The sequence below is a fragment of the Streptomyces sp. NPDC004561 genome, from assembly GCF_053602155.1.
In genome coordinates this window covers 1-21,027 of sequence record NZ_JBSGDB010000118.1, presented here as the reverse complement: position 1 = coordinate 21,027, position 21,027 = coordinate 1, and the positions used below count along the sequence as shown (strand labels likewise).

Annotated in this window: 20 protein-coding genes and 2 pseudogenes; 9 read left to right on the top strand and 13 right to left on the bottom strand. The window is 69.1% G+C overall.

Features of this window, described 5'->3' with window-relative positions:
• Positions 1-76: 76 nt before the first annotated feature.
• A pseudogene (locus ACWEN3_RS17840) lies at positions 77-363 on the bottom strand (DJ-1/PfpI family protein); the annotation flags it as partial.
• 194 nt (positions 364-557) lie between these two features.
• Here ACWEN3_RS17840 and ACWEN3_RS17835 point away from each other — a divergent pair.
• Positions 558-1,432: pseudogene (locus tag ACWEN3_RS17835) on the top strand (IS5 family transposase).
• 9 nt (positions 1,433-1,441) lie between these two features.
• On the opposite strand, the gene ACWEN3_RS17830 reads toward ACWEN3_RS17835, so the two are convergent.
• The 3 genes from ACWEN3_RS17830 to ACWEN3_RS17820 all read right to left on the bottom strand — a co-directional run bounded on the left by ACWEN3_RS17830 (position 1,442) and on the right by ACWEN3_RS17820 (position 4,386).
• Positions 1,442-1,903, bottom strand: a complete 462-nt coding sequence (locus ACWEN3_RS17830; protein WP_452971511.1) for a GNAT family N-acetyltransferase — start codon at positions 1,901-1,903, stop codon at positions 1,442-1,444.
• A 557-nt stretch (positions 1,904-2,460) separates the two neighbouring features.
• Positions 2,461-2,910 carry a DUF1931 family protein gene (locus ACWEN3_RS17825; protein WP_452971509.1) on the bottom strand — a complete coding sequence of 150 codons (450 nt, stop codon included), beginning with the start codon at positions 2,908-2,910 and terminating at the stop codon, positions 2,461-2,463.
• Positions 2,911-3,186: 276 nt separating this feature from the next.
• On the bottom strand, positions 3,187-4,386 hold the full coding sequence (locus tag ACWEN3_RS17820) for an RNA-guided endonuclease InsQ/TnpB family protein (protein ID WP_452971506.1): 1,200 nt from the start codon (positions 4,384-4,386) through the stop codon (positions 3,187-3,189).
• 582 nt (positions 4,387-4,968) lie between these two features.
• Between ACWEN3_RS17820 and ACWEN3_RS17815 the strand changes: the two genes are divergently transcribed.
• The 3 genes from ACWEN3_RS17815 to ACWEN3_RS17805 all read left to right on the top strand — a co-directional run bounded on the left by ACWEN3_RS17815 (position 4,969) and on the right by ACWEN3_RS17805 (position 6,747).
• Complete coding sequence (locus ACWEN3_RS17815) at positions 4,969-5,199, top strand: DUF2267 domain-containing protein (RefSeq protein ID WP_452971504.1); 231 nt, start codon at positions 4,969-4,971, stop codon at positions 5,197-5,199.
• Between the two features lie 94 nt (positions 5,200-5,293).
• Positions 5,294-5,674: a glycogen debranching N-terminal domain-containing protein gene (locus tag ACWEN3_RS17810; protein WP_452971502.1), complete on the top strand. Its 381-nt coding sequence runs from the start codon at positions 5,294-5,296 to the stop codon at positions 5,672-5,674.
• Between the two features lie 17 nt (positions 5,675-5,691).
• Positions 5,692-6,747 carry an LLM class oxidoreductase gene (locus ACWEN3_RS17805; RefSeq protein ID WP_452971499.1) on the top strand — a complete coding sequence of 352 codons (1,056 nt, stop codon included), beginning with the start codon at positions 5,692-5,694 and terminating at the stop codon, positions 6,745-6,747.
• A 40-nt stretch (positions 6,748-6,787) separates the two neighbouring features.
• Here the strand turns inward: ACWEN3_RS17805 and ACWEN3_RS17800 are convergent, their stop codons facing one another.
• From ACWEN3_RS17800 to ACWEN3_RS17790, 3 genes are all read right to left on the bottom strand, one after another.
• Positions 6,788-7,396, bottom strand: coding sequence for an NADPH-dependent FMN reductase (locus ACWEN3_RS17800; protein ID WP_452971496.1), 609 nt, complete (start codon positions 7,394-7,396; stop codon positions 6,788-6,790).
• Between the two features lie 12 nt (positions 7,397-7,408).
• Positions 7,409-8,254, bottom strand: coding sequence for an aldo/keto reductase (locus ACWEN3_RS17795; protein ID WP_452971494.1), 846 nt, complete (start codon positions 8,252-8,254; stop codon positions 7,409-7,411).
• Between the two features lie 101 nt (positions 8,255-8,355).
• Entirely contained in the window at positions 8,356-9,543 is a 1,188-nt protein-coding gene (locus ACWEN3_RS17790; RefSeq protein ID WP_452971493.1) for an MFS transporter, read from the bottom strand.
• 266 nt (positions 9,544-9,809) lie between these two features.
• Here ACWEN3_RS17790 and ACWEN3_RS17785 point away from each other — a divergent pair, with 266 nt between their 5' ends.
• On the top strand, positions 9,810-10,700 hold the full coding sequence (locus tag ACWEN3_RS17785; protein ID WP_452971490.1) for a LysR family transcriptional regulator: 891 nt from the start codon (positions 9,810-9,812) through the stop codon (positions 10,698-10,700).
• Positions 10,701-10,722: 22 nt separating this feature from the next.
• On the opposite strand, the gene ACWEN3_RS17780 is transcribed toward ACWEN3_RS17785, so the two are convergent.
• Positions 10,723-10,977, bottom strand: coding sequence for a hypothetical protein (locus ACWEN3_RS17780; protein ID WP_452971488.1), 255 nt, complete (start codon positions 10,975-10,977; stop codon positions 10,723-10,725).
• A 679-nt stretch (positions 10,978-11,656) separates the two neighbouring features.
• Positions 11,657-12,037 (bottom strand): DUF2267 domain-containing protein, encoded by a 381-nt coding sequence (locus tag ACWEN3_RS17775; RefSeq protein ID WP_452971486.1) that lies wholly within the window; start codon positions 12,035-12,037, stop codon positions 11,657-11,659.
• A gap of 359 nt (positions 12,038-12,396) precedes the next feature.
• On the opposite strand from ACWEN3_RS17775, the gene ACWEN3_RS17770 reads away from it, so the two are divergent.
• Positions 12,397-13,596, top strand: a complete 1,200-nt coding sequence (locus ACWEN3_RS17770) for an RNA-guided endonuclease InsQ/TnpB family protein (RefSeq protein ID WP_452971483.1) — start codon at positions 12,397-12,399, stop codon at positions 13,594-13,596.
• A 28-nt stretch (positions 13,597-13,624) separates the two neighbouring features.
• Here ACWEN3_RS17770 and ACWEN3_RS17765 read toward each other — a convergent pair whose 3' ends face one another.
• The 3 genes from ACWEN3_RS17765 to ACWEN3_RS17755 form a co-directional block, all read right to left on the bottom strand.
• Positions 13,625-13,927 (bottom strand): ATP-dependent DNA ligase, encoded by a 303-nt coding sequence (locus ACWEN3_RS17765; RefSeq protein ID WP_452971480.1) that lies wholly within the window; start codon positions 13,925-13,927, stop codon positions 13,625-13,627.
• Positions 13,928-14,313: 386 nt separating this feature from the next.
• A complete protein-coding gene (locus ACWEN3_RS17760) occupies positions 14,314-15,432 on the bottom strand; it encodes a fatty acid desaturase family protein (protein ID WP_452971477.1) in 1,119 nt (372 codons plus the stop codon).
• A 7-nt stretch (positions 15,433-15,439) separates the two neighbouring features.
• Positions 15,440-16,495 (bottom strand): ferredoxin reductase, encoded by a 1,056-nt coding sequence (locus ACWEN3_RS17755; RefSeq protein WP_452971475.1) that lies wholly within the window; start codon positions 16,493-16,495, stop codon positions 15,440-15,442.
• 86 nt (positions 16,496-16,581) lie between these two features.
• Between ACWEN3_RS17755 and ACWEN3_RS17750 the strand changes: the two genes are divergently transcribed.
• Entirely contained in the window at positions 16,582-17,721 is a 1,140-nt protein-coding gene (locus ACWEN3_RS17750) for a PucR family transcriptional regulator (protein WP_452971473.1), read from the top strand.
• Positions 17,722-18,478: 757 nt separating this feature from the next.
• Here ACWEN3_RS17750 and ACWEN3_RS17745 read toward each other — a convergent pair.
• Complete coding sequence (locus ACWEN3_RS17745) at positions 18,479-18,847, bottom strand: VOC family protein (RefSeq protein WP_020549970.1); 369 nt, start codon at positions 18,845-18,847, stop codon at positions 18,479-18,481.
• 63 nt (positions 18,848-18,910) lie between these two features.
• Between ACWEN3_RS17745 and ACWEN3_RS17740 the strand changes: the two genes are divergently transcribed.
• Together ACWEN3_RS17740 and ACWEN3_RS17735 are read left to right on the top strand one after the other, a co-directional pair.
• A complete protein-coding gene (locus ACWEN3_RS17740; protein ID WP_452971470.1) occupies positions 18,911-19,369 on the top strand; it encodes a MarR family winged helix-turn-helix transcriptional regulator in 459 nt (152 codons plus the stop codon).
• Positions 19,370-19,404: 35 nt separating this feature from the next.
• A complete protein-coding gene (locus ACWEN3_RS17735) occupies positions 19,405-20,331 on the top strand; it encodes an IS3 family transposase (protein WP_452971467.1) in 927 nt (308 codons plus the stop codon).
• The last annotated feature ends 696 nt before the right edge of the window (positions 20,332-21,027 follow it).

Sequence of the window (21,027 nt, the reverse complement as noted above, 5' to 3'; positions counted from 1 at the left end):
ATACTCTGCTCGCCACAACAAGCAACTGATCATGCGTTGCGACGATGCCTGGAATCCGCCCATGAGGGGGAGGAGTCACGAAGTCCCTGACGAACTGCACCGCGTCGCGGTCCATGCGCAGTTGGTCGGGGTTCATGGTGCCGCCGGGCAGGAGCAGGGCGTGGTAATCGTCGACGGAGGCGTCGGCGACCAGACGGTCCACGGGAAGGTTCCTGCCGCGTTGAGGTCCAACTGGCGGGCCTGGATCTCGCCGGGATGGAGCGAGACGATCTCGGTCTTCGCCCCTGCGCCCTGCAGCGCACCGCGCGGTTGGTCGAGTTCCACGCGCTCGACGCCGTCGGTGGCCAGAATCCCGACCCGCATCCCCCGCAGTGCTTGTGTCGTGGTACGGCTCCCTTCACGAGTTGCTGGTTGTACGACGCGAGCGGCAGGGACACCCGGCAGGGCTCGTCCGGATCCCTTTTCCGGACCGGGGACTGCAAGGCGCGGCTGAGGGTGCCCCGAGCGTGTAGGGAGTGTGTCGAAAGTGGATCTTGAACATGACATGATCTAGATTCGTGGCACGTGGAGACCTGACGGACGCGCAGTGGGCGGTGCTGGAGCTGCTGCTGCCGAAGGGCAAGAAGTCCGGCCGCCCGCCGATATGGACCCGGCGGCAGCTGATCGACGGCATACGCTTCCGGGTCCGCACCGGTGTCCCGTGGCGGGACATGCCCGCAGAGTACGGTCCCTGGGGCCGGGTGTACGACCTGTTCCGCCGCTGGCAACGGGACGGCACCTGGCATCGGGTCTTCGTCGCCCTGCAGGCACGGGCCGACGCGGAGGACCTGATCACCTGGGACCTCAACATCGACTCCACTGTCGTCCGAGCCCACCAGCATGCCGCCGGAGCGCGGAAAAAGGGGAGCTGCAGAAGGAGCCGCCCGGCGGCCACGTCCCCGAGCCGGACGACCACGGGCTCGGACGTTCGCGCGGCGGCCTGACCACCAAGCTGCACCCGGCCGTCGAACAGCGGCAGAAGCCCATGTCGATCGTCATCACGGCCGGGCAGCGGGGTGACTCCCCGCAGTTCGAGGCCGTCCTGGGCCGCGTCCGGGTGCCGCGGTTCGGGCCGGGCAGGCCCCGCACCCGGCCCGACCGCGTGCGCGCTGCCTATTAGGCGTATGCCTCCCGCAAGAACCGCGCCTACCTGCGGCGGCGCGGCATTCGCTGCACCATCCCGGACAAGGCCGACCAGGCGCGGAACCGCAAAAACCGCGGCTCCCGCGGCGGCCGGCCACCGAAGTTCGACCCGGAGGACTACAAGGCTCGGCACGCGGTCGAGTGCGGCATCAACCGCCTCAAGAGGCACCGCGCCGTGGCGACCCGCTATGAGCTCGCGGTCCGCTACGAGGCGACCGTCCTTGTCGCCGCCATCAACGAGTGGCTGTGACCAGCCACATCACGATGCCGCCGCATAACAGTGAATGGTCACCGTCTGAGACGGGCTCCATCGTTGCTCGACCGTGGCCATCAGTTCCCAGCCCAGCCGCTCATAAAGGGCTGCTGCGGCGGTATCGGATGCCACTACGTCGAGCACCGGATGCAGGCCCCGACGTCGCGCTTTCTCCGCGGCTTGGCCGATCAGCAGTGCGCCGATCCCATGCCCCCTGGCCTGCGGGGCGACGAACAGTCGGCCGACTACTGCAGTCAGGGCCTTACTCGTCCCGTTTCGCTCGCTCCACAAGCCGGGGGCCAGATCTCCTTCGGCGCCGCGGGACAAGCTGACATGGCCAACAAGACGGCCGCCGAGTTCAGCGACCCAGGCCCCCAACAGCGAGGCGTGCGACAGCCACTCATCAGGCTGGTCGGGCCAGTTCACCGGATAACCGTCACGTTGATGGACTTGCTCGAGAACCCGCACGCACGCCTCGACGTCGCCATCAGTCCTCGGTCGGACCCAGTGGCCTCGCCTTGCCACAGCAGCCCCGGAGTTCTCGATGTTCACTTCGGCATGGAAGCACAGGCCACAGGGTCATAGCCAGCCACTTTCGACACACGCCCTAGGTGCGCGCGATCAGCCGGAGCTGCCCTACGGGTGGAGGACCACCTTCGTCCAGCGGTCGTCGCGGGCGTCGAAGTGCTGGTATCCGACTGCTGCCTTGTTCAACAGGAGTTCGTGGAAGCAGGACAGCTTGGCCTTCCCGGCCCGAACACCAGCCCCTCTGCGAAGTCGGGACGGTCTTCATACATGTGCGCATCTGAGCCGCAGATGTTCGTTGTGGTGAAAGGACATCCGCGTGCCTTTCGACACGCGCATCGAGGACTTCCTTCAGCCTCTGGGCGCGCAATCCCTCCTCTGCCCCCGAAACGGCATTCCGATTCACAGTCTGTTGCGTGGCCTCGGTGAAGGCTCCCCCACCTTCCGGCCCCCGCCCGGCACGTCAGTTCAGATCGGTGACATGCACCGGGGCGCCACTGCTACAGCAGCCGGTCGAACATCGCGGTCACGCCGTCCCAGTGGCTGGTCTGCGGGTTCTTGACATCCGGGTACATGATTTTGAACGTCTCGGCGAGGGCGACGCTGAGACCGCCGATGATCTCGGGGTAGCGCTCTTCGGTCTCCTGGGTGGGTGTCCTGTCGAGGGGAGGGTGCGCGGCGAGCTGTTCCAGGATCGGCTTCAGTTCGACCTCCTCGTCGAGCCGCCGGAACCTGTGGATGCTCTCCTGGAGGCCCTTGGTGATCGGCAGGTCCCACGGTTCGACCGTATCCCGGCCGTTGGCCTTGGCCGACGCCTGGCCGACGATCAGGAGGTCGTAGAGCTTGGCGTCGACGAAGTCGCCGTACCGCTTCAGGTCGTTCTTGTCCACGTCGAGGCCTGCGGCGGCGCGGAAGAACCTCTCGAACTTCGACACACCCATCACGGTCATGCCTCTCGCCTCCTCACCGGGAACCGGACGGCGTCGTTCGCTCCCGCCGGCGCCGCCATCGGCTGTTACCGGTCGAGATTCGCAGAGCCCGCCTGCTGAGCGCCTCCGCACCCCAGGCCGAAAAAGAACACCCCCTCCTACCCTGGCAGAGCAGCATGAAATGCGCAGGGACCCCCGGCCAGCCGTACGACCGTCCCTCCGCAGGAAGCTGCGTGGCGTTTCGACCTCGCAGTGTGGCTGGTGACTCCTCCCCCTCATAAATGAGGGGGCTTCTCGCTAGGCCGGTTGGGCTTCGCGACGGGCCAGCCCGGCCCGTAGAACGTTCAGGGCGCCCACGGTGTCCGCGTGCGCGGTGTGGCCGCACGAGACGCAGTGGAAGGTCTCCTGTGTGGGCCGGTTCTCCTTGGCGGTGTGCCCGCATCCGGGACACCGCCGGGAGGTGTTGCGGGGATCCACCGCCATCACTTCCCGTCCGGCGCATGCTGCCTTGGCGGTGAGGATCGCGAGGAACACCCCCCATCCGGCATCGGCGATCGAGCGATTGAGCCCGGCCTTCGCACCGGCCCCGTTGGGTAGGAAGCCGCCCGCCTGTCCGGGGTCCGGCTTGGGGGCGGGGGCCCGGCTCATGTTGCGGATCTTGAGGTCTTCGTGCGCGATGAAGTCGTACTCCCGCACCAGGTTGAGCGCGGTCTTGTGGGCGTGGTCCAGGCGCCGGCGGCGGACCTTGCGATGCAGCCGGGCCACCCTCTCCACGGCCTTGCCACGCCGCTTCGAACCGCGCCTGCACCGGGAGAGCGCCTGCTGCGCGACCTGCAGCTTCGCGACGGATTTCGCCCCGTGGCGAGGGTTCTCAACGAACCCACCGCCCGAGTCGGCGAGGAAGTTGGCTATGCCCATATCGATGCCGACCGCCACGCCGGTCGGCTCCAGCGGCTCGGGCTGGGCCTGCTCGGCGGTCAGGACGACGTACCAGCGCCTGCCCTCGCGCTTGACCGAGATCGTCTTGACCCTGCCGACCACCACCCGGTGCCGGTGCACCCTGACGTGCCCGACGCCCTGCAAGCGCACACGGGTGACGGGATCGTGCGGGGTGGCGTCCCAGCGGCAGCCGTCGCCGTCCTTCGGGAACTCCACCGTGTCGAACCGCTTGGACGACCTAAAACGCGGATACCCCGGCGCCTCCCCGGCCTTCACGCGCCGGAAGAACGCGGCGAACGCCCTGTCCAGACGGCGCAACGTCGCCTGCTGAGAGGAGAACGACCAACGGCCCTGGCCCGGCGGATCGAAAGCGCGGATGTCCTTGAGCTGAGCGGACTGCTGCCCATACCGGATCGCCGTCTTCGAGGCGTGCCGCCAGGCGTCACGGCGTTCCTGCAACGCGGCGTTGTACAGCGAGCAGTGATCACGCAGCATCTCCGCGAGCGCACCCGCCTGACCCCCAGTGGGCCGCATCAGGAACGTGTACGCACGGATCATCCAGCCCACCCCCCCTCAGACCTTGTCGTCAACGTAGTGCAGGCCACCGACAACGCAGCGAACGCTGCGCGCCTCCGGCACGAGGAGGCGTTTCCCTCCCCGGCTGAAGCCGGGGATACCCACGCAAGATCAACGGATGGACATCGCCCGACAGCTCGCCGCCGTCGAACGCTCTCGACGCCGAACGGGCCGAACGGGCGGGCCGGGAACGCGACGGCGGGAAAGCCGACCGCGCCCACAGGCACGGCGCCCTGACGCACATCCGGCAGACCGGGCGCCGGGGCCCCTTTGCCGTGGCGGAGGCCGCCTGCACTTGTGCTCGGAGGTCTATGGAGCCCGCCGCTTTTCCGCCCGCCGGGAGCAGGCAGGGTGTGTCCCACATCCGGAGCATGGAAATGGCCTCTGCTGAGGCGCATGCACCATGGCGCCCGCCCGCCACCCCCACACGCACGACACACCCTTCGGTGGCTGTCTCAGGTCCCAAGCCAGGCAGTTGCAAAGCTTCAGAAAAAGGACGGCTCATGGACTACAACACCTTCCTCGATACCATCACCCGGCGCGCTCCTGTCCCCCCCGGAGAAGGTGGAGCCCCTCACCCGTGCCACCCTGGAAACCCTGGCCGAGCGGCTCACCAGGGGCGAGGCGGAGGACCTCGCGTCCGAACTGCCCAAGCCGCTGAAGGAACCGCTGGTCTCTCCCACTCCGGAGGCCGAGCCCTTCGGACTCGACGAGTTCATCGATCGGGTGAGCAGGCGAGCAGGGGTGAGCCCGGACGATGCCGGCGAGGGCATACGGGCGGAGCTGAGCACCTGAGGGACGCGGTCAGTGATGGCGAGTTCCGCCACGCAATATCCCAGCTGCCCCGGGACTTCGAGGCTCTCGTCGGCGCCCCGGGCTAGAAGGAGCCATGACCGACAAGGTCGGCGCCATCATCGAGGAGACGGAACCGGCCGTACTCACGGCGGCCACCGTCACACTGGTCGAGGGGCGGACGTTCTGCGTCTCGGGCACCTCGGGCGACATGGAGGCCGAGGTGCCGCAGGGGCGGTTCTTCCGCGACGTGCGGGACATCTCCGACTGGCAGATCCGGGTGGACGGCCACCGGCCGCACCACCTCACGGTGCTTTCCCAGGACGCCTGCGGCACCACGCTCGTCTCCCCCGTCCCGACACACGGCGCGCGGAGCGAACTCCCGTTGGAACGTCGGCGCTACGTCGGCGAGGGGGTGCGCGAGGACCTCCGGTTGCGCAACCTCAGCACGCGTCTGATGCGCCCGGACTCGGCATGAAATCGCCGGAGGATCGCATGACACAATCGACAGTTCCTTCAGCCGGCGCACCCGTGGACGTCGAAGGTGAGGCGCAGCGGCCGTTCTCCGAGCACGCGGCCATGGCCAGGGCGTATCCCGGCGGCAGGATGACCGTTGGCGCCATCACGCCCCTGGAGGGCTTCGAAGGGCCCGTGCCATCCCTGGCCGGGCACATCGAGCGGATCCAGCAGGCCGAGCGGGCCGGCTTCGCCTCGGTGTGGGTCCGTGACGTGCCGCTGCTGGACCCGAGCTTCGGGGACGCCGGGCAGGTTTTCGACCCGTGGGTGTACCTGGGGCAGCTCAGTGCCCGCACCACCTCGATCACACTGGGGACCGCCAGCATCGTCATGCCGCTGAGGCATCCATTGCATACCGCCAAGGCGGCCGCCTCGGTGGACCAGCTGTCAGGCGGACGGCTCCTGCTCGGGGTGGCGACCGGTGACCGGCCCGTGGAGTTCCCGGCCTTCGGTCAGGACCTGGGCGGCCGGGCGGAGAGGTTCCGGCAGTCGCTGGAGTACTTCCGTGTCGTCCTCGAGCACCGTTTCCCGCACGTGGAGTCGCCGCTCGGCCGGATGCGCGGCACCGATCTGCTGCCCAAGCCGGTGTACCGGCGGATCCCCGTACTGATGACGGGACGCGGCAGGCAGGACGTCCGGTGGATCGCCGACAACACGGACGGCTGGCTGTACTACACCCCGCCGCTCCAGCAGCAGGCCGAGAACATCGAGCGGTGGCGGGAGCTGACCCGTGGCGATGGCGGTGGGTTCAAGCCGTACGCGCAGGCCACCTATCTGGATCTGACCGAGGACCCGCTGGCCCTGCCCCGGCGCATCCACCAGGGCTTCTCGGTGGGCCGGGTGTCGTTCCTGGCGATGATGCGGGCCTGGCAGGACATCGGCATCGACCAGCTGATGATCAACTTCAAGCACAGCCGCCGTCCGGTCGCCGAAGTGATGGACGAACTGGCCGAACACGTGTTGCCGCACTTCCCGCCCGGGCGCTCCGGGGCGCGCGGCGAGCACCGGCGGCCCGTGGAGCGGACCGGGCCCTGAGGAAGCATGACCCCGGCGCCCCTGCGAGAGAGGGCCGGGCTCAGTCCCGGACGGCCCCGGACGGCCGCTCCTGCGCGTAGTCGCACGTGCCCTCCGCCCGGAACTGCAGGGCCGCCCTGGTCACCTCCGCGCCGAGGCCGCGCAATTGGTCCGCGACCGCCTGGTCGGTGAGGCGTCCGTCGCCGTCGAAGACCCGGGAGGACCGCGGGACCGCGAACACCAGCGGCACGGCCCAGCCGCGCAGCGACCGCACGATGAACTCCATCGCGTTGATCGCCTGCAGGCCCTGCACTCCGCCGGCGGTCGTCAGCATCCCCACGGGTTTGTTGCTGAGGTAGGGCGGGTCGTGGTCGGCCAGGAGGGCGAGCCAGTCCACCGCGTTCTTGAACGCGCCGCTGACCGACCCGTGGTATGTCGGGCTGCTCCACAGCAGGGCGTCGGCGGCCTGAACGGTGTCCGCAAGCCGACGGGCGGACGCAGGGATCCCGTGCTCGGACGTGTAGAACGGAAGAGCCAGCCGCTTGAGGTCGATCACCAGGGTGCTGGCGCCCGCATCGGCCGCCCCCTCGACCGCCACACACAGTGCGGTGAGGCTGGTCGACGGGGTGCGCAGCGAACCTCCCATTCCGACGACGAGCGGGCGCGCCATCCTCTCAACTCCTTAGAGCAGCTCCAGGGGCGTGGGCCCGCTGGGTGGCGGGAACGCCTCGTCGAGGGCGTCGAGCGCCTCGGCAGGAAGGTGGAGGTCCACCGCGCCGCGGTTCTCCCGAACGTGGTCGGGTGATCCGGAACGAGGGATCGCGGCCACCCCCTGTTCCAGCACCCAGGCGAGTGCCACCTGGGCCGGCGTTGCTCCGAGGGCCCGGGCCACGGCATCCAGTGCCTCGACGTTCAGGAGCCGCCCCTGCTCGATCGGGGAGTAGGCCATGACCGTCACCACGGCCTCACGGCACCAGGGGAGAAGATCCCACTCGATGCCGCGTCGGGAGAGGTTGTACAGCACCTGGTCGACGGCCGCGGCGTCGCCACCGGGGAGGGTGGTCAGCTCGGCCATGTCGCCGATGCCCAGATTGCTCACGCCCCAGTAACGGATTTTCTCCGCCTCCACCAGGTCGGTGAATCCCGCAAGGGTCTCCTCGAGTGGCCACCGTCCCCGCCAGTGCAGCAGGTACAGGTCCAGCCGTTCCGTACGGAGCCGCCGCAGGCTGCCCTCGCAGGCGACGACGGTGCCCTTCCGGTCGGCGTGGCGGGGCAGCACCTTGCTGACGAGGAAGACCTCTTCCCGGCGTCCCCGGAGGGCCTCCCCGACGAGCTCCTCGGCTGCGCCGTCGCCGTACATCTCCGCCGTGTCGACGACGGTCATGCCCAGGTCCACGCCCAGCCGCAGCGCGGCGATCTCCTGTTCTCGCCGGGCCGGATCCTCGCCCAGGTACCAGGTGCCCTGCCCGAGCGCCGCGATCTCCTCACCGGAGGGGAGCGCCGTCGTTCTGGCCGATTCCGCAGACATCTCGGGCCTCCCGTCTGCCGCGGATCCGTGTCACGCGCACCAGCACCGGGTGCCCAGGTCCGCGCCTCCCAGACAGCCGTGTCGCATGCGCCGCAGGGAGGTCAGAAGGGGCGAGCGGACTGCGCCGAGAGCTCGCCGGGACCCGGTGCGCGATCCCGCAACGCAACGACCACCGACACAACGGCGCCGCAGGAGAGGACCATCGCGAAACCGATCATCGCGGTCTGCACGGCAAAGTGCCGCAACGCGATGCTGAACAGGACGGAGGGCAGGCCCATTCCCAGGTACGCGACGACGAAGAACACGGCGAGGACCCCCGCGCGTGAGGCGGGCTCGGCCACTGAACCGGCACGTTCGACGCCTCCCTTGAACAGCAGCCCGGAGCCGGCTCCTGACAGGGACACGGCGACCAGGTAGAGCCAGAGCGCCGGGTGGTAGAGGGCGACGGCGCACAGGACCAGCCCGACCGGAAAGACCACTGCCCCCACGGTCAGGAGCCGGGGCAGTGGGAGGCGGCCCAGCACCAGCTGGGCGGCCGCCGCGGAACCGAACATGAGGAAGGCCGCCAGGCCGACCACGAGGTGCGAGTCGGTGTGCAGAGTGCCGTGGAGCACGCTCGCCCCGAGGGAGGAGATCAGGCCGAGGATCGCGAAGGCGAAGGCGCCCAGCGCGCCGGCCGCGCCGAACGCCCGCCGGCCGCCGGGGCGCAGGACGAACCTGCTGGGCGGTTGGGCCGCGGGCAACTCCAGGTCCACGGTCTCCGGGGTGCACAGCACCAGCGCCAGGCACACTGCCATGGCGAGCGTGAAGATCGCCTGGGCGGTGATCAGGGGCGTGGGAAGCCACTCGGCGGCGGCTCCGGCGACCAGGGGTCCTGAGGCCAGGCCGCCGAGGTTGGCGGCGGTGGCCACGATGCCGGGCAGCACCGAACCCGTCCGTTCCGGACGGACCTCGTGGTGGAGGTCGTGCAGGTACGTCGTCGCGGTCGAGGCCATCAGCCCCAGTCCGACACCGTTCAGGATCCTGCCCGCGATCAGCCCCGGCAGGTCCCGCCACACGATCAGTACGACCGACGCGACGATGCCGACCAGCAGCGCCGGGACGATGATGCGCCGCCGGCCGAGCCGGTCCGACAGGTGTCCCAGCCCTAGGAAGGCGGCCGCTGCGCCCACGACCATCGAGGCGTACGCCACCGTGACCGTGGTCGCGCCGAAGTGGTCCCGGGCCTCGTACAGCGGCCACAGCGGGGTCGGCGCGGTGCCGAAGGCCATGAGCACGGTGAAAGCCACCGCCACGAACCAGAAGCCGGTCGTGTGCGAGGCACGGCGCCGAGCGGGGGCGCGGGGCGGCAGTTCGGCGGGAGCGGGTGCTGGGATCCGGTGGGTCGGGTCGGCGGGAGCGTCGGCTGTGGGACGGCTCAGCGGCGTCGGAACGGCAGGCAGGGGTACCCCTCCTCGGGCGGAAACGGATGACGCTTTCCATCCTCCTCACCTGCCAGAATCAGTGCCAACGAATGTTTTTGCTGAGCTCCAGCAATGCGAGTGATACTTCTGGTGTGGAGCTACGTCAGCTGGAGCACTTCATCGCGGTCGCCGAGGAGCTGAGTTTCACGCGTGCCGCCCGTCGACTGCACGTGGTGCAGTCAGGGGTGTCCGCCGCGATCCGCTCACTGGAGCGCGAGCTCGGCTGCACGCTGTTCGAGCGCACGTCGCAGGAGGTCCGGCTCACCGGGGCGGGCGCCGCGCTGCTGCCGGAGGCTCGGGCCACCCTGAACGCCGCCCAGGCCGCCCAGGACGCCGTGCGCGCCGCACAGGACACGCTGCGCGGCACGGTGAACGTGGGGGCCATGGCCTCGGTCGAAGTGGTGGACCTGCCTGCGCTCCTCGGGCAGCTGCACGCGCGGCATCCGGCGATCGACGTCCGGCTGCGGCTGGCGACGGCCGGCTCGGCGGGACTGGCGCACGCGCTGCTCAGCGGGGACCTTGACGTGGCCTTCCTGTCGCTGCCCGAACGCAAGCCCGCCGGGATCGACGCACGGGAGCTGACCACCGTGCCGCTCGTCCTGGTGGTGAGCGCCGCACATCCCCTCGCGCAGCGGGGAAAGGTGGCACTTGCGGACCTCGCGGGGGAGCCCTTCGTGGACTTCCCGCCGGGCTACGGCAACCGCGAGGTGGTCGACCGGGCGTTCGCGGCGGCGGGCGTCGTACGTCGGGTGGCACTGGAAGTGCCCGACATCGACATGGGGGCGGCACTGGTCCGGCACGGTCTGGGCATCGCCTTCCTGCCCGCGTTCGCCGTTGCCCGCACCCCCGGCCTGCACGTCCTGGACGTCCACGACACCACGCTCCGCTGGAGCATGCATCTCGGCACGTCGTCGACCCGGCGGCCCAGCTCGGCTCTGCGGGCGCTGCTCGACCTGGTCGACCTCCACGTCATCGCCCTATGACGCCCGGGCCGCGGCCCGGACGTCACCCGTCGGTGGTGTCCGGCCCCCTGCGTCCGCCTCGCTCCGGCCGCGACACCTGCCGCAGCATCCGCTGACGCTCACGCTGCCGTCGTCCACAGGCGACGTCGGACACCTTCTCGTCCCCTTCGAGGCTCGTGCCGAAGGCCCCGCCGATCATCGCGAGGGCGATGATGACGGCATGCTGCACGGCGCCGGGCGCGGTGGCGAGGTTCCAGGTGGCGCTGTTGATGAACGGGACCGTAGCCGTGGCGAACACGCCCGCCGGTGCCCGGGAGAGGGAGCCGAACAGCCGCCAGGGGCGGTTGGCCGGCGACGAGTCGGGCGTGGCCGGGCACGACGTAGCGCCGGGGCTGCTCGGGGCCGGGACGGGAGTCCGGTACCGGTTCGCGCGGCGGGCGGCCGATCACCTCCGGGTGCCCGGGCGTCTCCTCGTGCGCGACCAGCTCTCGGACGACATCCGCGACGGCCTGCCGCACCCGGCGCCGAAGGCGGCGGACCCCAAGGGCGGGAAGGGAGATGAGCGCGGCACGGAGCACGGTGTCGACCTCGACGCTGATCGGGAAGAGGGCCCGCCGCGGAAGGTCACCGTCCAGGTGGTTTCCGACGGCCTCGGCGACGTCGGAGACGTCGACCTGCTCGCTCACGCTGAGCGGGGCGGCCATCCGACCCGAGCACGGGCTGCCCGGCGGAGATGGTCGGGCAACCGGGGGGCGAGAGCCCAGGCGATCTCCGACGGCAGACCGGGGTTGGCCACCAATCTGCCGGAGGAGGTCTCGGGCACGTCAGCCGTCATGACCACACCTTCGTGTGCGCCTCGCGCCATGGCGGCCGCGAGGGACCGGCGATGCGCGGGCGTCACCCACCGTGGCCCGGCGCACACGCAGCGTCCGGACCGCTGGCGCCGTGACACAGGCGCCGTGCCGAAGGCCCCGGGATCACCCGGCGGATTCGAGGGCCTGGGAGAAGTCCTTTCCGAGCTGCGACATCAGGTCGTTGAACTCCTTCTCGCTGATCGCCTCGCGGAGCACGGCCAGTACGGTCCGCACACCCCGGTCGGCTTCCTCCTCCTTGAGCATGGTGCGTTCGGCCACGCGCCGCACGCTGTCGTAGTGGCCGAAGCGCTCGATGCGGTCCGTGGTTCCCCGGCGCACCGCCTCCGCGAGGCCCTCGGGGAGCTCGGTGATCAGGTCCCTGGCCTCCCCCGGGCTCAGCCTGTGGGCCAGCGTCTCGAGCGTGGCCCAGGTCAGGTCCGCCGCCTCCTGCCGGCTCAGTCCGGTGCGCTCGGCGACAGTACGGACGAATTCCTGCTCATCCATGCGTCGTCCTCCTTCGCTGCTGTGTTGCGACGAACGGCGCGGATCTCCTGCAAGCCTGCCACGCCGACCCGGCCCGCGCCCGCCCACGAACGGCGATGACCACGACTACCCACAGCTTGACGCCCCCGTGCACCGTGGTGTGCAGGGCCCTCGCCAGCCAGGTTGAGCTCGTCGTATTGCACGCAGGCGAAGAGCCACACCATCGTGTCGACCTGCCATCCGTTGATCTTGCGTGGGTATCCCCGGCTTCAGCCGGGGAGGGAAACGCATCCTCGAACCGGAGGCGCGCAGCGCCGGAGTTCGCTGCGTTGTCAGTGGCCTGCACTACTTTGACGACAAGGACCGAGGGGGTGGGCTGGATGATCCGTGCGTACACGTTCCTGATGCGGCCCACTGGGGGCCAGGCGGGTGCGCTTGCCGAGATGCTGCGTGATCACTGCACCCTGTACAACGCCGCGTTGCAGGAACGCCGTGACGCCTGGCGGCACCCCTCGAAGACGACTGTGCGATACGGGCAGCAGTCCGCCCAGCTCAAGGACATCCGCGCGTTCGACCCGGACCGTCAGGGCCGCTGGTCGTTCTCTTCCCAGCAGGCGACGTTGCGCCGGCTGGACAGGGCGTTCGCCGCGTTCTTCAGGCGCGTGAAGGCCGGGGAGAAGCCGGGGTATCCGCGTTTCCGGTCGTCCAAGCGGTTCGACACGGTGGATTTCCCCAAGGACGGCGACGGGTGCCGCTGGGACTCGACCCCGCACGACCCCGTGCCCCGCCTCCGGCTGCAGGGTGTTGGGCACGTCAGGGTGCACCGGCACCGGGTGGTGCTCGGCAGGGTCAAGACGATCTCGGTCAAGCGCGAGGGCCGGCGCTGGTACGTGATCCTGACCGCCGAGCAGACTCAGCCCGAGCCGCTGCCCGCGACGGGCAGCCTGGTCGGCATCGACATGGGCATAGCCAACTTCCTCGCCGACTCGGGCGGCGGGTTCGTGCCCAATCCTCGTCACGGCCGGAAGGCCGCCACCGACCTCGATGCCGCGCAGCAGGCCCTCGCCCGGTGCAAGCGCGGTTCGAAGCGGCGTCGCAAGGCCGTGGAGAGGGTGGCCCGGCTGCACCGCAAGGTCCGCCGCCGACGTCTGGACCACGCCCACAAGACCGCGCTCGACCTCGTGCGCCGGCACGACTTCATCGCGCACGAAGACCTCAAGATCCGCAACATGAGCAAGGCCCCCGCCCCCAAGCCGGACCCCGATCAGTCGGGCGTTTTCCTGCCCAACGGGGCCGGCGCTAAGGCCGGGCTGAACCGCTCGATCGCCGATGCCGGGTGGGGGGTGTTCCTGACGATCCTCACCGCCAAGGCAGCATGCGCCGGACGGGAAGTGATGGCCGTGGATGCCCGCAACACCTCCCGGCGGTGCCCCGCGTGCGGGCACACCGCCCAGGAGAACCGGCCCGCACAGGAGACCTTCCGCTGCGTCTCGTGCGGCCACCACGCGCACGCGGACACCGTGGGCGCCCTGAACGTTCTACAGGCCGGGCCGGCCCGTCGCGATGCCCAATCGGCATAGTGAGAAGCCCTCTCATGAGGGGGAGGAGTCACGACAGCCACTCGCGCACGGTGGCCGGGTCGGTGGTCGACGGGCACGGCCCCCACGGCGCGAAAAGCCGGCGAGCGGCGAACATCGACTCCAGCGCGGCCCGCCGGCGCTGGTATGGCCACCCGGTCGTGTCCGTCCCGGACAACCTGAGCAGATCGAACGCCACGAAGTGGGCTGGCCACTCCTCGGCTGTTCGCGACGCCCCAACGCGGCGGCGGGTCAGCCGGTTCTGCAACCGCTCGCACTCGAGGCGACCCGCGGCGTCCCATACGACCGGCTCGCCGTTTATGTGAGCTACCAAATGTGTCTCATCAACAGCCCCTTATCCGTCGGCAGATCACCGCCGGGAGTCGTTTCTGAGCGGGGAGAAGGCGCGCGGGCCTCGGCTTCGGGATGGTGGACGGATTCGAGGTCAACGATGTGATCGAAGCGGGATGGGGGCGGCGCCGTGATCGCGGATTTGTGCACGACGAGCCGGGCCCGTTCGGAGACCTGCCTGGGTACTGCTGGCCCGTGTAGGTGTCGCGAGGGGGTGGCGGAACGTGGGACTGCGCGGGGAGTTACCGGCAGGCGGCGCTGATCCGGCGTGGCGTGGGCAGCACGGCGAGCGCAACGCACTGTTCGCCCACGGATTTCACCGAACCCGGCGGTGCCGCCGGTACGGCCGAGAGATACCAATACCGGGAATCAGGCCGCGACGAGCTCCTGCTTGCGGTCCGGCGCTTTGACCTTGGGCTTCTTGTTCGGCAGCGAGAGTCGGAAGACCTTGCGCCACGCGGAGAACACTTGCTTGGGCAGCGGCCCGGTGACGTACTCCAGTTCGTACTTCTCGAATAGCGCGCGCACCTTCACTGCGACCTCGGCGTACCGGTTGCTCGGCAGGTCTGGGAATAGGTGGTGCTCGATCTGGTGCGACAGGTTGCCCGTCATGAAGTGCATGGCCCTGCTGCCGCTGATGTTCGCCGAGCCCATCATCTGGCGCAGGTACCACTGGCCGCGCGTCTCGCCGTTGATCGACCGGCGCTCGAAGACCTGTACGCCCTCGGGGAAGTGCCCACACATGATCACCGAGTGGGACCAGATGTTGCGGACCAGGTTCGCGGTGAACGTGGCGGCGAGCGTGGTGAGGAACGACGGGCCCGACAGCAGCGGGTGCATCACGTAGTCCTTGAGCACCTGCTTGCGGATCTTGCAGCCCACGGCCTTGGCCCGCGCGCGGAACTCCGGGTTCTTGCGGCGGTGCTTGTGCAGGTTCTTGCCGAGCTCCAGGTCGTACGCTGCGATGCCGTACTCGAAGAAGCAGGCGTTGATGAAGTTCCACAGCGGCTGGCCGAGGTGGAACGGGTGCCACTGCTGGTCCTCGTCGACGCGCATAATGCCGTAGCCGAGGTCGTTGTCCTTGCCGATCACGTTGGTGTAGGTGTGGTGCAGCTCGTTGTGCGAGTGCTTCCACTGCTCGGACGGTGAGACGTGATCCCACTCCCAGGTGGTGGAGTGGATCTTCGGGTCCCGCATCCAGTCCCACTGGCCGTGCAGGACGTTGTGGCCGATCTCCATGTTGTCCATGATCTTCGCCACGGACAGCCCGGCGGTGCCGATCAGCCACGCGGGAGGGAAGATCGAGAACAGCAGCACGCCCCTGCTGACCAGCTCGAGCTTGCGCTGCGCCGAGATGACCTTACGGATGTAGGCGGCGTCTTTCTCGCCGCGGCCGGCGATCACTTCGTCGCGGATCGCGTCCAGCTCGCGGCCAAGCTCCTCGATCTGCTCCGCGGTCAGGTGGGCGGTGGGGTCGATGGCGGTCAAGGTGCTCCTACCGTTCGATGTCGCAGGGGCCCGCCGCGGCGGACACGCAGGTCTGGATGAGGACGCCCGGCTCGGCCTCGGTGATCTCGCCGGTGCGCAGGTCGCGGACGGCGCCCGCCTTGAGCGGCGTGATGCAGCCGAAGCAGATGCCCATGCGGCACCCGGAGGGCATGAGCACGCCGGCCTCCTCGCCGACGTCCAGCAACGGCGTGGCGCCGTCCGCGTCGACGGTCTTGCCGGTGGCGCTGAACATGACCTCGCCGCCGTCGCCGGCGACGACGATGCCGGGGCGGAAGCGTTCGGTGTGCAGGCGCTGTTGTACGCCGTGCTCGGTCCAGTGCTCTTCGGCGGCGTCGAGCAGGCCCGCGGGCCCGCAAGCCCAGGTCTCGCGCTCGGTCCAGTCGGGCACGAGTTCGTCGAGACGGGAGATGTCGAGCATGCCGTCTGTGTCGGTGTGCACCTCGGTGAGCCGCAGCTTCTTGTCCGCGACCAGGTCGTGCAGTTCGTTGCGGAAGATCACGTCTTGCGGCTGTGGCGCGCAGTGGACCATGACGACGTCGTCGAACTCGGTGTCGCGCAGCATGCCCATCACGGGTGTGATGCCGCTGCCGGCCGTCAGGTAGAGCACCTTGGCGGGCGTGGCCTGCGGCAGCACGAAGTCACCGGTTGCCTGGTCGAGCTGGATCAGCGTGCCCGGTTTCGCCCTGCGGACCAGGTGGTTGCTGACCTTGCCGTCCGGGATCGCCTTCACGGTAATCGTGACGCGGCCGTCCTGGCGGTTTGTCGGCGAGGTGATGGAGTAGGCACGCCACAGGCGCACCCCGTCGACGTCGACCCCGAGCCGCACGTACTGACCGGCCGTGTGGCCGCGCCAGCCCCGTCCCGGCCTGATCACGATGGTCGCGGCGTCACCCGTCTCGGGGCGCACGGCCTCGATGCGCCCACGCAGGTCAGCGCCCGCCCGCAGCGGGCTGAACAGGTCGAGGTAGTCCGACGGCAGCAGCGGCGTCGTGACCATCTCCAGCATTTTCCACGCCCTGCTGCGGAGGGCTGCACTCGTCATGACTCCAGCTTGCTGCGCCTCATGGCGTAAAGTCCTGACCGCAGGACGTGAATATGGTCGGTTGAATTGTTCGCAGGGAACAAGACGTGAGCCATGCAATCGAGAGGGCCAGCGAACTGGTCCTGGATGAGACGACGGTCACCGCACTTCGGGCCGCGCTGAGGACCACCGCCGACGAGGTCGTCCAGGCGATCATCGACGAGGTCCCGTCCTACGCCAACGCCCTTTCGGGCCGCATGGGCGGCACCATCCGCCGAGCCGTCCGCACCGCCCTGGGGCACTACCTGGACCTCGCGAGCGGAAACGCCACAGGCGGCGATGCCGGTGAGGCAGCCTACGAGTTGGGCCGCGGCGAGGTGCGCGACGGCCGTTCGATGGACGCCCTGCTCAGCGCCTACCGCGTCGGCGCCCGCGTGGCCTGGCGATGCCTGGCAGCGGGTGCCGTACCCGCAGGTCTGCCCGCCGCCGAGGTCGCCAAGTTCGCCGAGCTGACCTTCGCCTACATCGACGAGCTCTCTGCCGCGAGCGCCGCGGGCCACGCCGACGAACTGGCCGCCCGGGGCAGGGCCCACGAACGTCACCTGGAACACCTGGCCCGCGACCTCCTCGCCGGCGTGAGCCCGGACGTGCTGCTGGCCTCTGCTCAACGGGCCGGATGGCAGCCTCCGGTTACGCTAACCGCGGTCCTGCTGCCCGCCGCCCAGGCCCGGCCTGCCTACCGCGCGTTCGACCCGAGCACCCTCGTCCTGGACGATCTGCCGGACGCCACCGGTGTGCTGCTCGTCCCTGATGCCGACCGATCACGTCTCTTGCGGCAGCTGACCGACCGCACCGCCGTGGTCGGCCCGGCCCGGCCATGGACTCGTGCGTCCGCCTCGTACGCACGAGCCGTACGCGCGCGCTCCCTCTCTTCTGATATTCGCGACACCGAGGAGCACCTGCCCGAGTTGGTGCTGAGCGCCGACGTTGACGCGTTCGCAGACCTGCGTGCCCGAGCCCTCGCACCGTTGCTGACCTTGCCTGTTGCGACCGCAGGGCGGCTGGAGGAGACGTTGCGGGCGTGGCTGCTGCACCAGGGCAGGCGGGACGAGGTGGCGGCGGCGTTGTTCGTCCATCCCCAGACAGTCCGGTACCGGATGTCGCAGCTGCGGGAGCTGTTTCCGGATCTCGCATCGCCACACCGGGTCCTTGAACTGACGCTGGCGGTCGGTCTTCGGGTCAGCTGACGCGTACTTCGACCGTCCACACCCACGCCCCTGATCCGCCAGGCAGTCGTGCGCACACCCTCGGGAGGTCTTACCTGGCCGAGCGGGCGGCCCTACGAGGAAGGCGTTGCGGAGCAGACCGGCGGGCTCGCCTTGGTCCGCAACGCTTGGCGCTGTTCAAAGGAGGCCACATGGACGCCAACTGGTCTCTGCGTGCTGAGGGCTGCGACGCGAGAGAGAGTGGGAGGGTGCCCACCTCCGTTCGTGCGACGCTACGTCGACATGCTGGGCCGGGTCTTGTACTGCTGCGTGAGAAGTTGCCCTGGCAGGCGGGGTGGGGCTGGCAGCCGTCAGCGCGGCGCACCGGACAGCGTCCGCTGTGCTTGCGCCCTCCCGTCACAGCGGCGGCCGTATTCGGACGTGGCGGCGTTGAGGCTGCGGGGGCCGGTCGGGTGAGAGAACCTGGGAGTGGTGCATGGGAGAGACCGCGGCGGCACGACAAGGCTGACCGTGCCGCCGTGTACCGCGCAGTCCAGGGGCCCACACCTGGACTGAGAGCAGCGGGTCCGTTCGTCGGTCTGCCGGGCCCGCTGTGCTATGGCTGAGCGCGTGGTCACGCCGCCCACTCCAAGCTCAGGCCGACGAGGCGCTGCAGCTGTGAGCCCAGCTGACAGGCCCTACCGAGCCGGTGCGCGCCGTGAACTGGGTAGGTGTTTTCAACCTTGCGCTGAACCGGCGGTCTTCGGGGGAACGGTGATCGTCGGTGGCGTTTGGCTTGTCAGGCGCGGTCGTGGAGCGTGACTTGGTAGCCGTCGGGGTCGGCGAAGGTGAATGTCCGGCCGAAGGGGCCGTCAATCGGTGCGGAGACGATGGTGTGACCGTCGGCGACGAGAGCATCGTGGATGGCCTGGACGTCGGTGGCGTGGAGCCAGATCGCGGCACCAATGCCGGGCTGAGCAACGGATGCGAGATCGGTGCCGGGAACGACGTCGCGGAGTGCGAACGCGATCGGCTTCGTCTCGAAGACGACGGCGTGCGGAGGCCCGGCCTGCGAGCGGACGAGGCCGAGGTACTGCTCGTAGAACGCCTGCGAAGCGTCGAGGTCGCGCGCCTGGAGCGAGATGAAGTCGGGGCCGGTGGCGGGCATGATGATGCTCCTTCTCTTCGTGTCAGATTTCTGACACAGGCCAACGTATGTCAGAATCCTGACATGAGTCAAAACGGTTTCGGCGTCGACCTGGACAGATCACTGGGCTACCTGCTGAAAGAGGCTTCGAGCGCCCTGCGCGCAGCCATGGAGGAGGTGCTGCGGCCACTCGGGATGAGCGTGACGCACTACTCCTGCCTCGAGCTGCTGGCTCAACGGCCGGGCTTGTCGAACTCCGAGCTCGCGCGTGGCGCGTTCGTGACACGGCAGACGATGAACGTGCTACTCCAGGCCCTGGAACGAGATGGCTACGTGACCAGGCCCGCGGAGGCGCCCGTAGGGAAAATTCTTCCCGCGCGGCTCACGCCTCGCGGCCGACGGAGCCTGGAGAAGGCGACCATAGCGGTCCGGTCCGTCGAGATCAGAATGCTGGCAGGCATGACCGAGACCGAGCAGTCAGCCGCGTTCAGGATCCTGCAGAGCATGATTCATTCCCTGCGCGATGGCAACGACGGTGCATAGCTCGTTCCTCGGCGCATTGTCCCTCCCCTCGTAGCGTGAAGACCGTGGCTGCAGGGGAAGTTGGGAGTCATGGCAGAGAAGCGGCGGAAGTTCGACGCGGAGTTCCGTACGGCATCCCGCACCGCGTCTCCTGCCGTGCGCTGGGCGTGAACGAGTCGTGGTTCTACAAGCACCGCAACCGCCGGCCCACCAGCCGTGAGGTCCGTCGTCAGCAGCTGGTGGAGGCGGTGAAGGCGGAGTTCGCCAAGTCGGGCGGCACCTACGGGTCCCCGAAGGTCTGGATCACGCTGGTGCGGCAGGGCTGGCGGGTGTCGGCGAACACCATCGCCAAGCTCATGGCCGAACTCGGCCTGGTCGCCCGCAAGGTCCGCCGTCGACGGGGGCTGACCCGGCCAGGGAAACGGCCGGCGAGCCCGGACTTCGTGAAGCGGGACTTCACTGCCGAGGCGCCCGACCTGGTCTGGTGCGGGGACATGACGGAGATCGAGACCGGGGAGGGCAAGCTGTATCTGGCCACGGTCATCGACCTCTTCTCCCGGCGACTGCTCGGCTATGCGATGGGAGAACGCCACGACGCCGAGCTGGTCGTCGCCGCTCTCAACATGGCCGCGGCCACCCGGGGCGGCGACGTGCGCTGCGTCATTTTTCATAGTGATCGCGGGAGCGAGTACGGCTCCCGCAGGTTCAGGCGGGCCTGCCGCAGGCTGGGCGTCTTTCCATCCATGGGCCGGGTCGGATCATGCTTCGACAACGCCGTCAGCGAGGCGTTCAACAGCGTCCTGAAGGTCGAGTACGTCCACCGGCACACCTTCGCCACCCGTGCCGAGGCGCGGATCCGAATCGCGACCTGGATCACGGACTTCTACAACGTGCGCCGGCTACACAGCGTGTGCGGATTCAAGAGCCCGATCGACCACGAACACGACTACTGGGCCGGCCTCACCGAAGAGCTGGCTGCATAGGAAGGTCTCCACGTTCGGAGGGGATTGACAGGGGGAACTTCAATGCCACTGCGCAGCGACCTCGGGAATGTCTGCAACCTTCGTCTCACCCCGCCCGCCCGTGCGATGCGTCGGCCGGCCTTGTACTGCTTGCTTGTGCGTGTCCCAAAATGAGTTCGCCTCGGCTTGGCGACTCTGAGCCGCCTCCAGCTCCTTTGATAGGCGGTGGCCACGTTCCTTGTTGGCTTGGTTCCAGTACTCCCGCATGACCTGCGACATACGGAGTCGGTCCTTGCGGCTTCCACTGCCCACGTCCAGCGGTTCCGGTGGCTGCAGCCGAGCCACCTGCTGCGGACGGTGGTCCCGGGTACTACCGCCGGTGGCGTCATCTATGACTAGCGACAGCCGAGACCCTAACTACAGGCGCTGACATTCGGCCGGCGAGGTACCTCTGTAGGAGGTCGTTCAGGGCGCTGCCAGGGTTGTACCAACGGTCCGTTGCGCTCGCCGACATCGACCTTGGCTTGCTTGACCCGGTCGCGCACGCGGGTCCTCGCAGCTTGACTCTGACTCGGGGATGTTGGATTTGCCGAGGTCAGCTGCCCAGGGTTCGCCAGCACTTGTAGCGCCCCCACGCGGCCGGTGCCTCGGGCAGGGTGAAGAACTGCTGCATGCGCTCCGGCACCGGAACCGGCCGGCGCAGCCCAGGGGCCGGCG

Coding starts and splice junctions, on each gene's coding strand:
- ACWEN3_RS17740 (WP_452971470.1), top strand. CDS start 18,911: ATGAGTCAAAACGGTTTCGGCGTCGACCTGGACAGATCACTGGGCTAC.
- ACWEN3_RS17755 (WP_452971475.1), bottom strand. CDS start 16,495: ATGACGAGTGCAGCCCTCCGCAGCAGGGCGTGGAAAATGCTGGAGATG.
- ACWEN3_RS17810 (WP_452971502.1), top strand. CDS start 5,294: ATGACCGACAAGGTCGGCGCCATCATCGAGGAGACGGAACCGGCCGTA.
- ACWEN3_RS17805 (WP_452971499.1), top strand. CDS start 5,692: ATGACACAATCGACAGTTCCTTCAGCCGGCGCACCCGTGGACGTCGAA.
- ACWEN3_RS17775 (WP_452971486.1), bottom strand. CDS start 12,037: ATGGATGAGCAGGAATTCGTCCGTACTGTCGCCGAGCGCACCGGACTG.
- ACWEN3_RS17770 (WP_452971483.1), top strand. CDS start 12,397: ATGATCCGTGCGTACACGTTCCTGATGCGGCCCACTGGGGGCCAGGCG.
- ACWEN3_RS17800 (WP_452971496.1), bottom strand. CDS start 7,396: ATGGCGCGCCCGCTCGTCGTCGGAATGGGAGGTTCGCTGCGCACCCCG.
- ACWEN3_RS17795 (WP_452971494.1), bottom strand. CDS start 8,254: ATGTCTGCGGAATCGGCCAGAACGACGGCGCTCCCCTCCGGTGAGGAG.
- ACWEN3_RS17825 (WP_452971509.1), bottom strand. CDS start 2,910: ATGACCGTGATGGGTGTGTCGAAGTTCGAGAGGTTCTTCCGCGCCGCC.
- ACWEN3_RS17745 (WP_020549970.1), bottom strand. CDS start 18,847: ATGCCCGCCACCGGCCCCGACTTCATCTCGCTCCAGGCGCGCGACCTC.
- ACWEN3_RS17820 (WP_452971506.1), bottom strand. CDS start 4,386: ATGATCCGTGCGTACACGTTCCTGATGCGGCCCACTGGGGGTCAGGCG.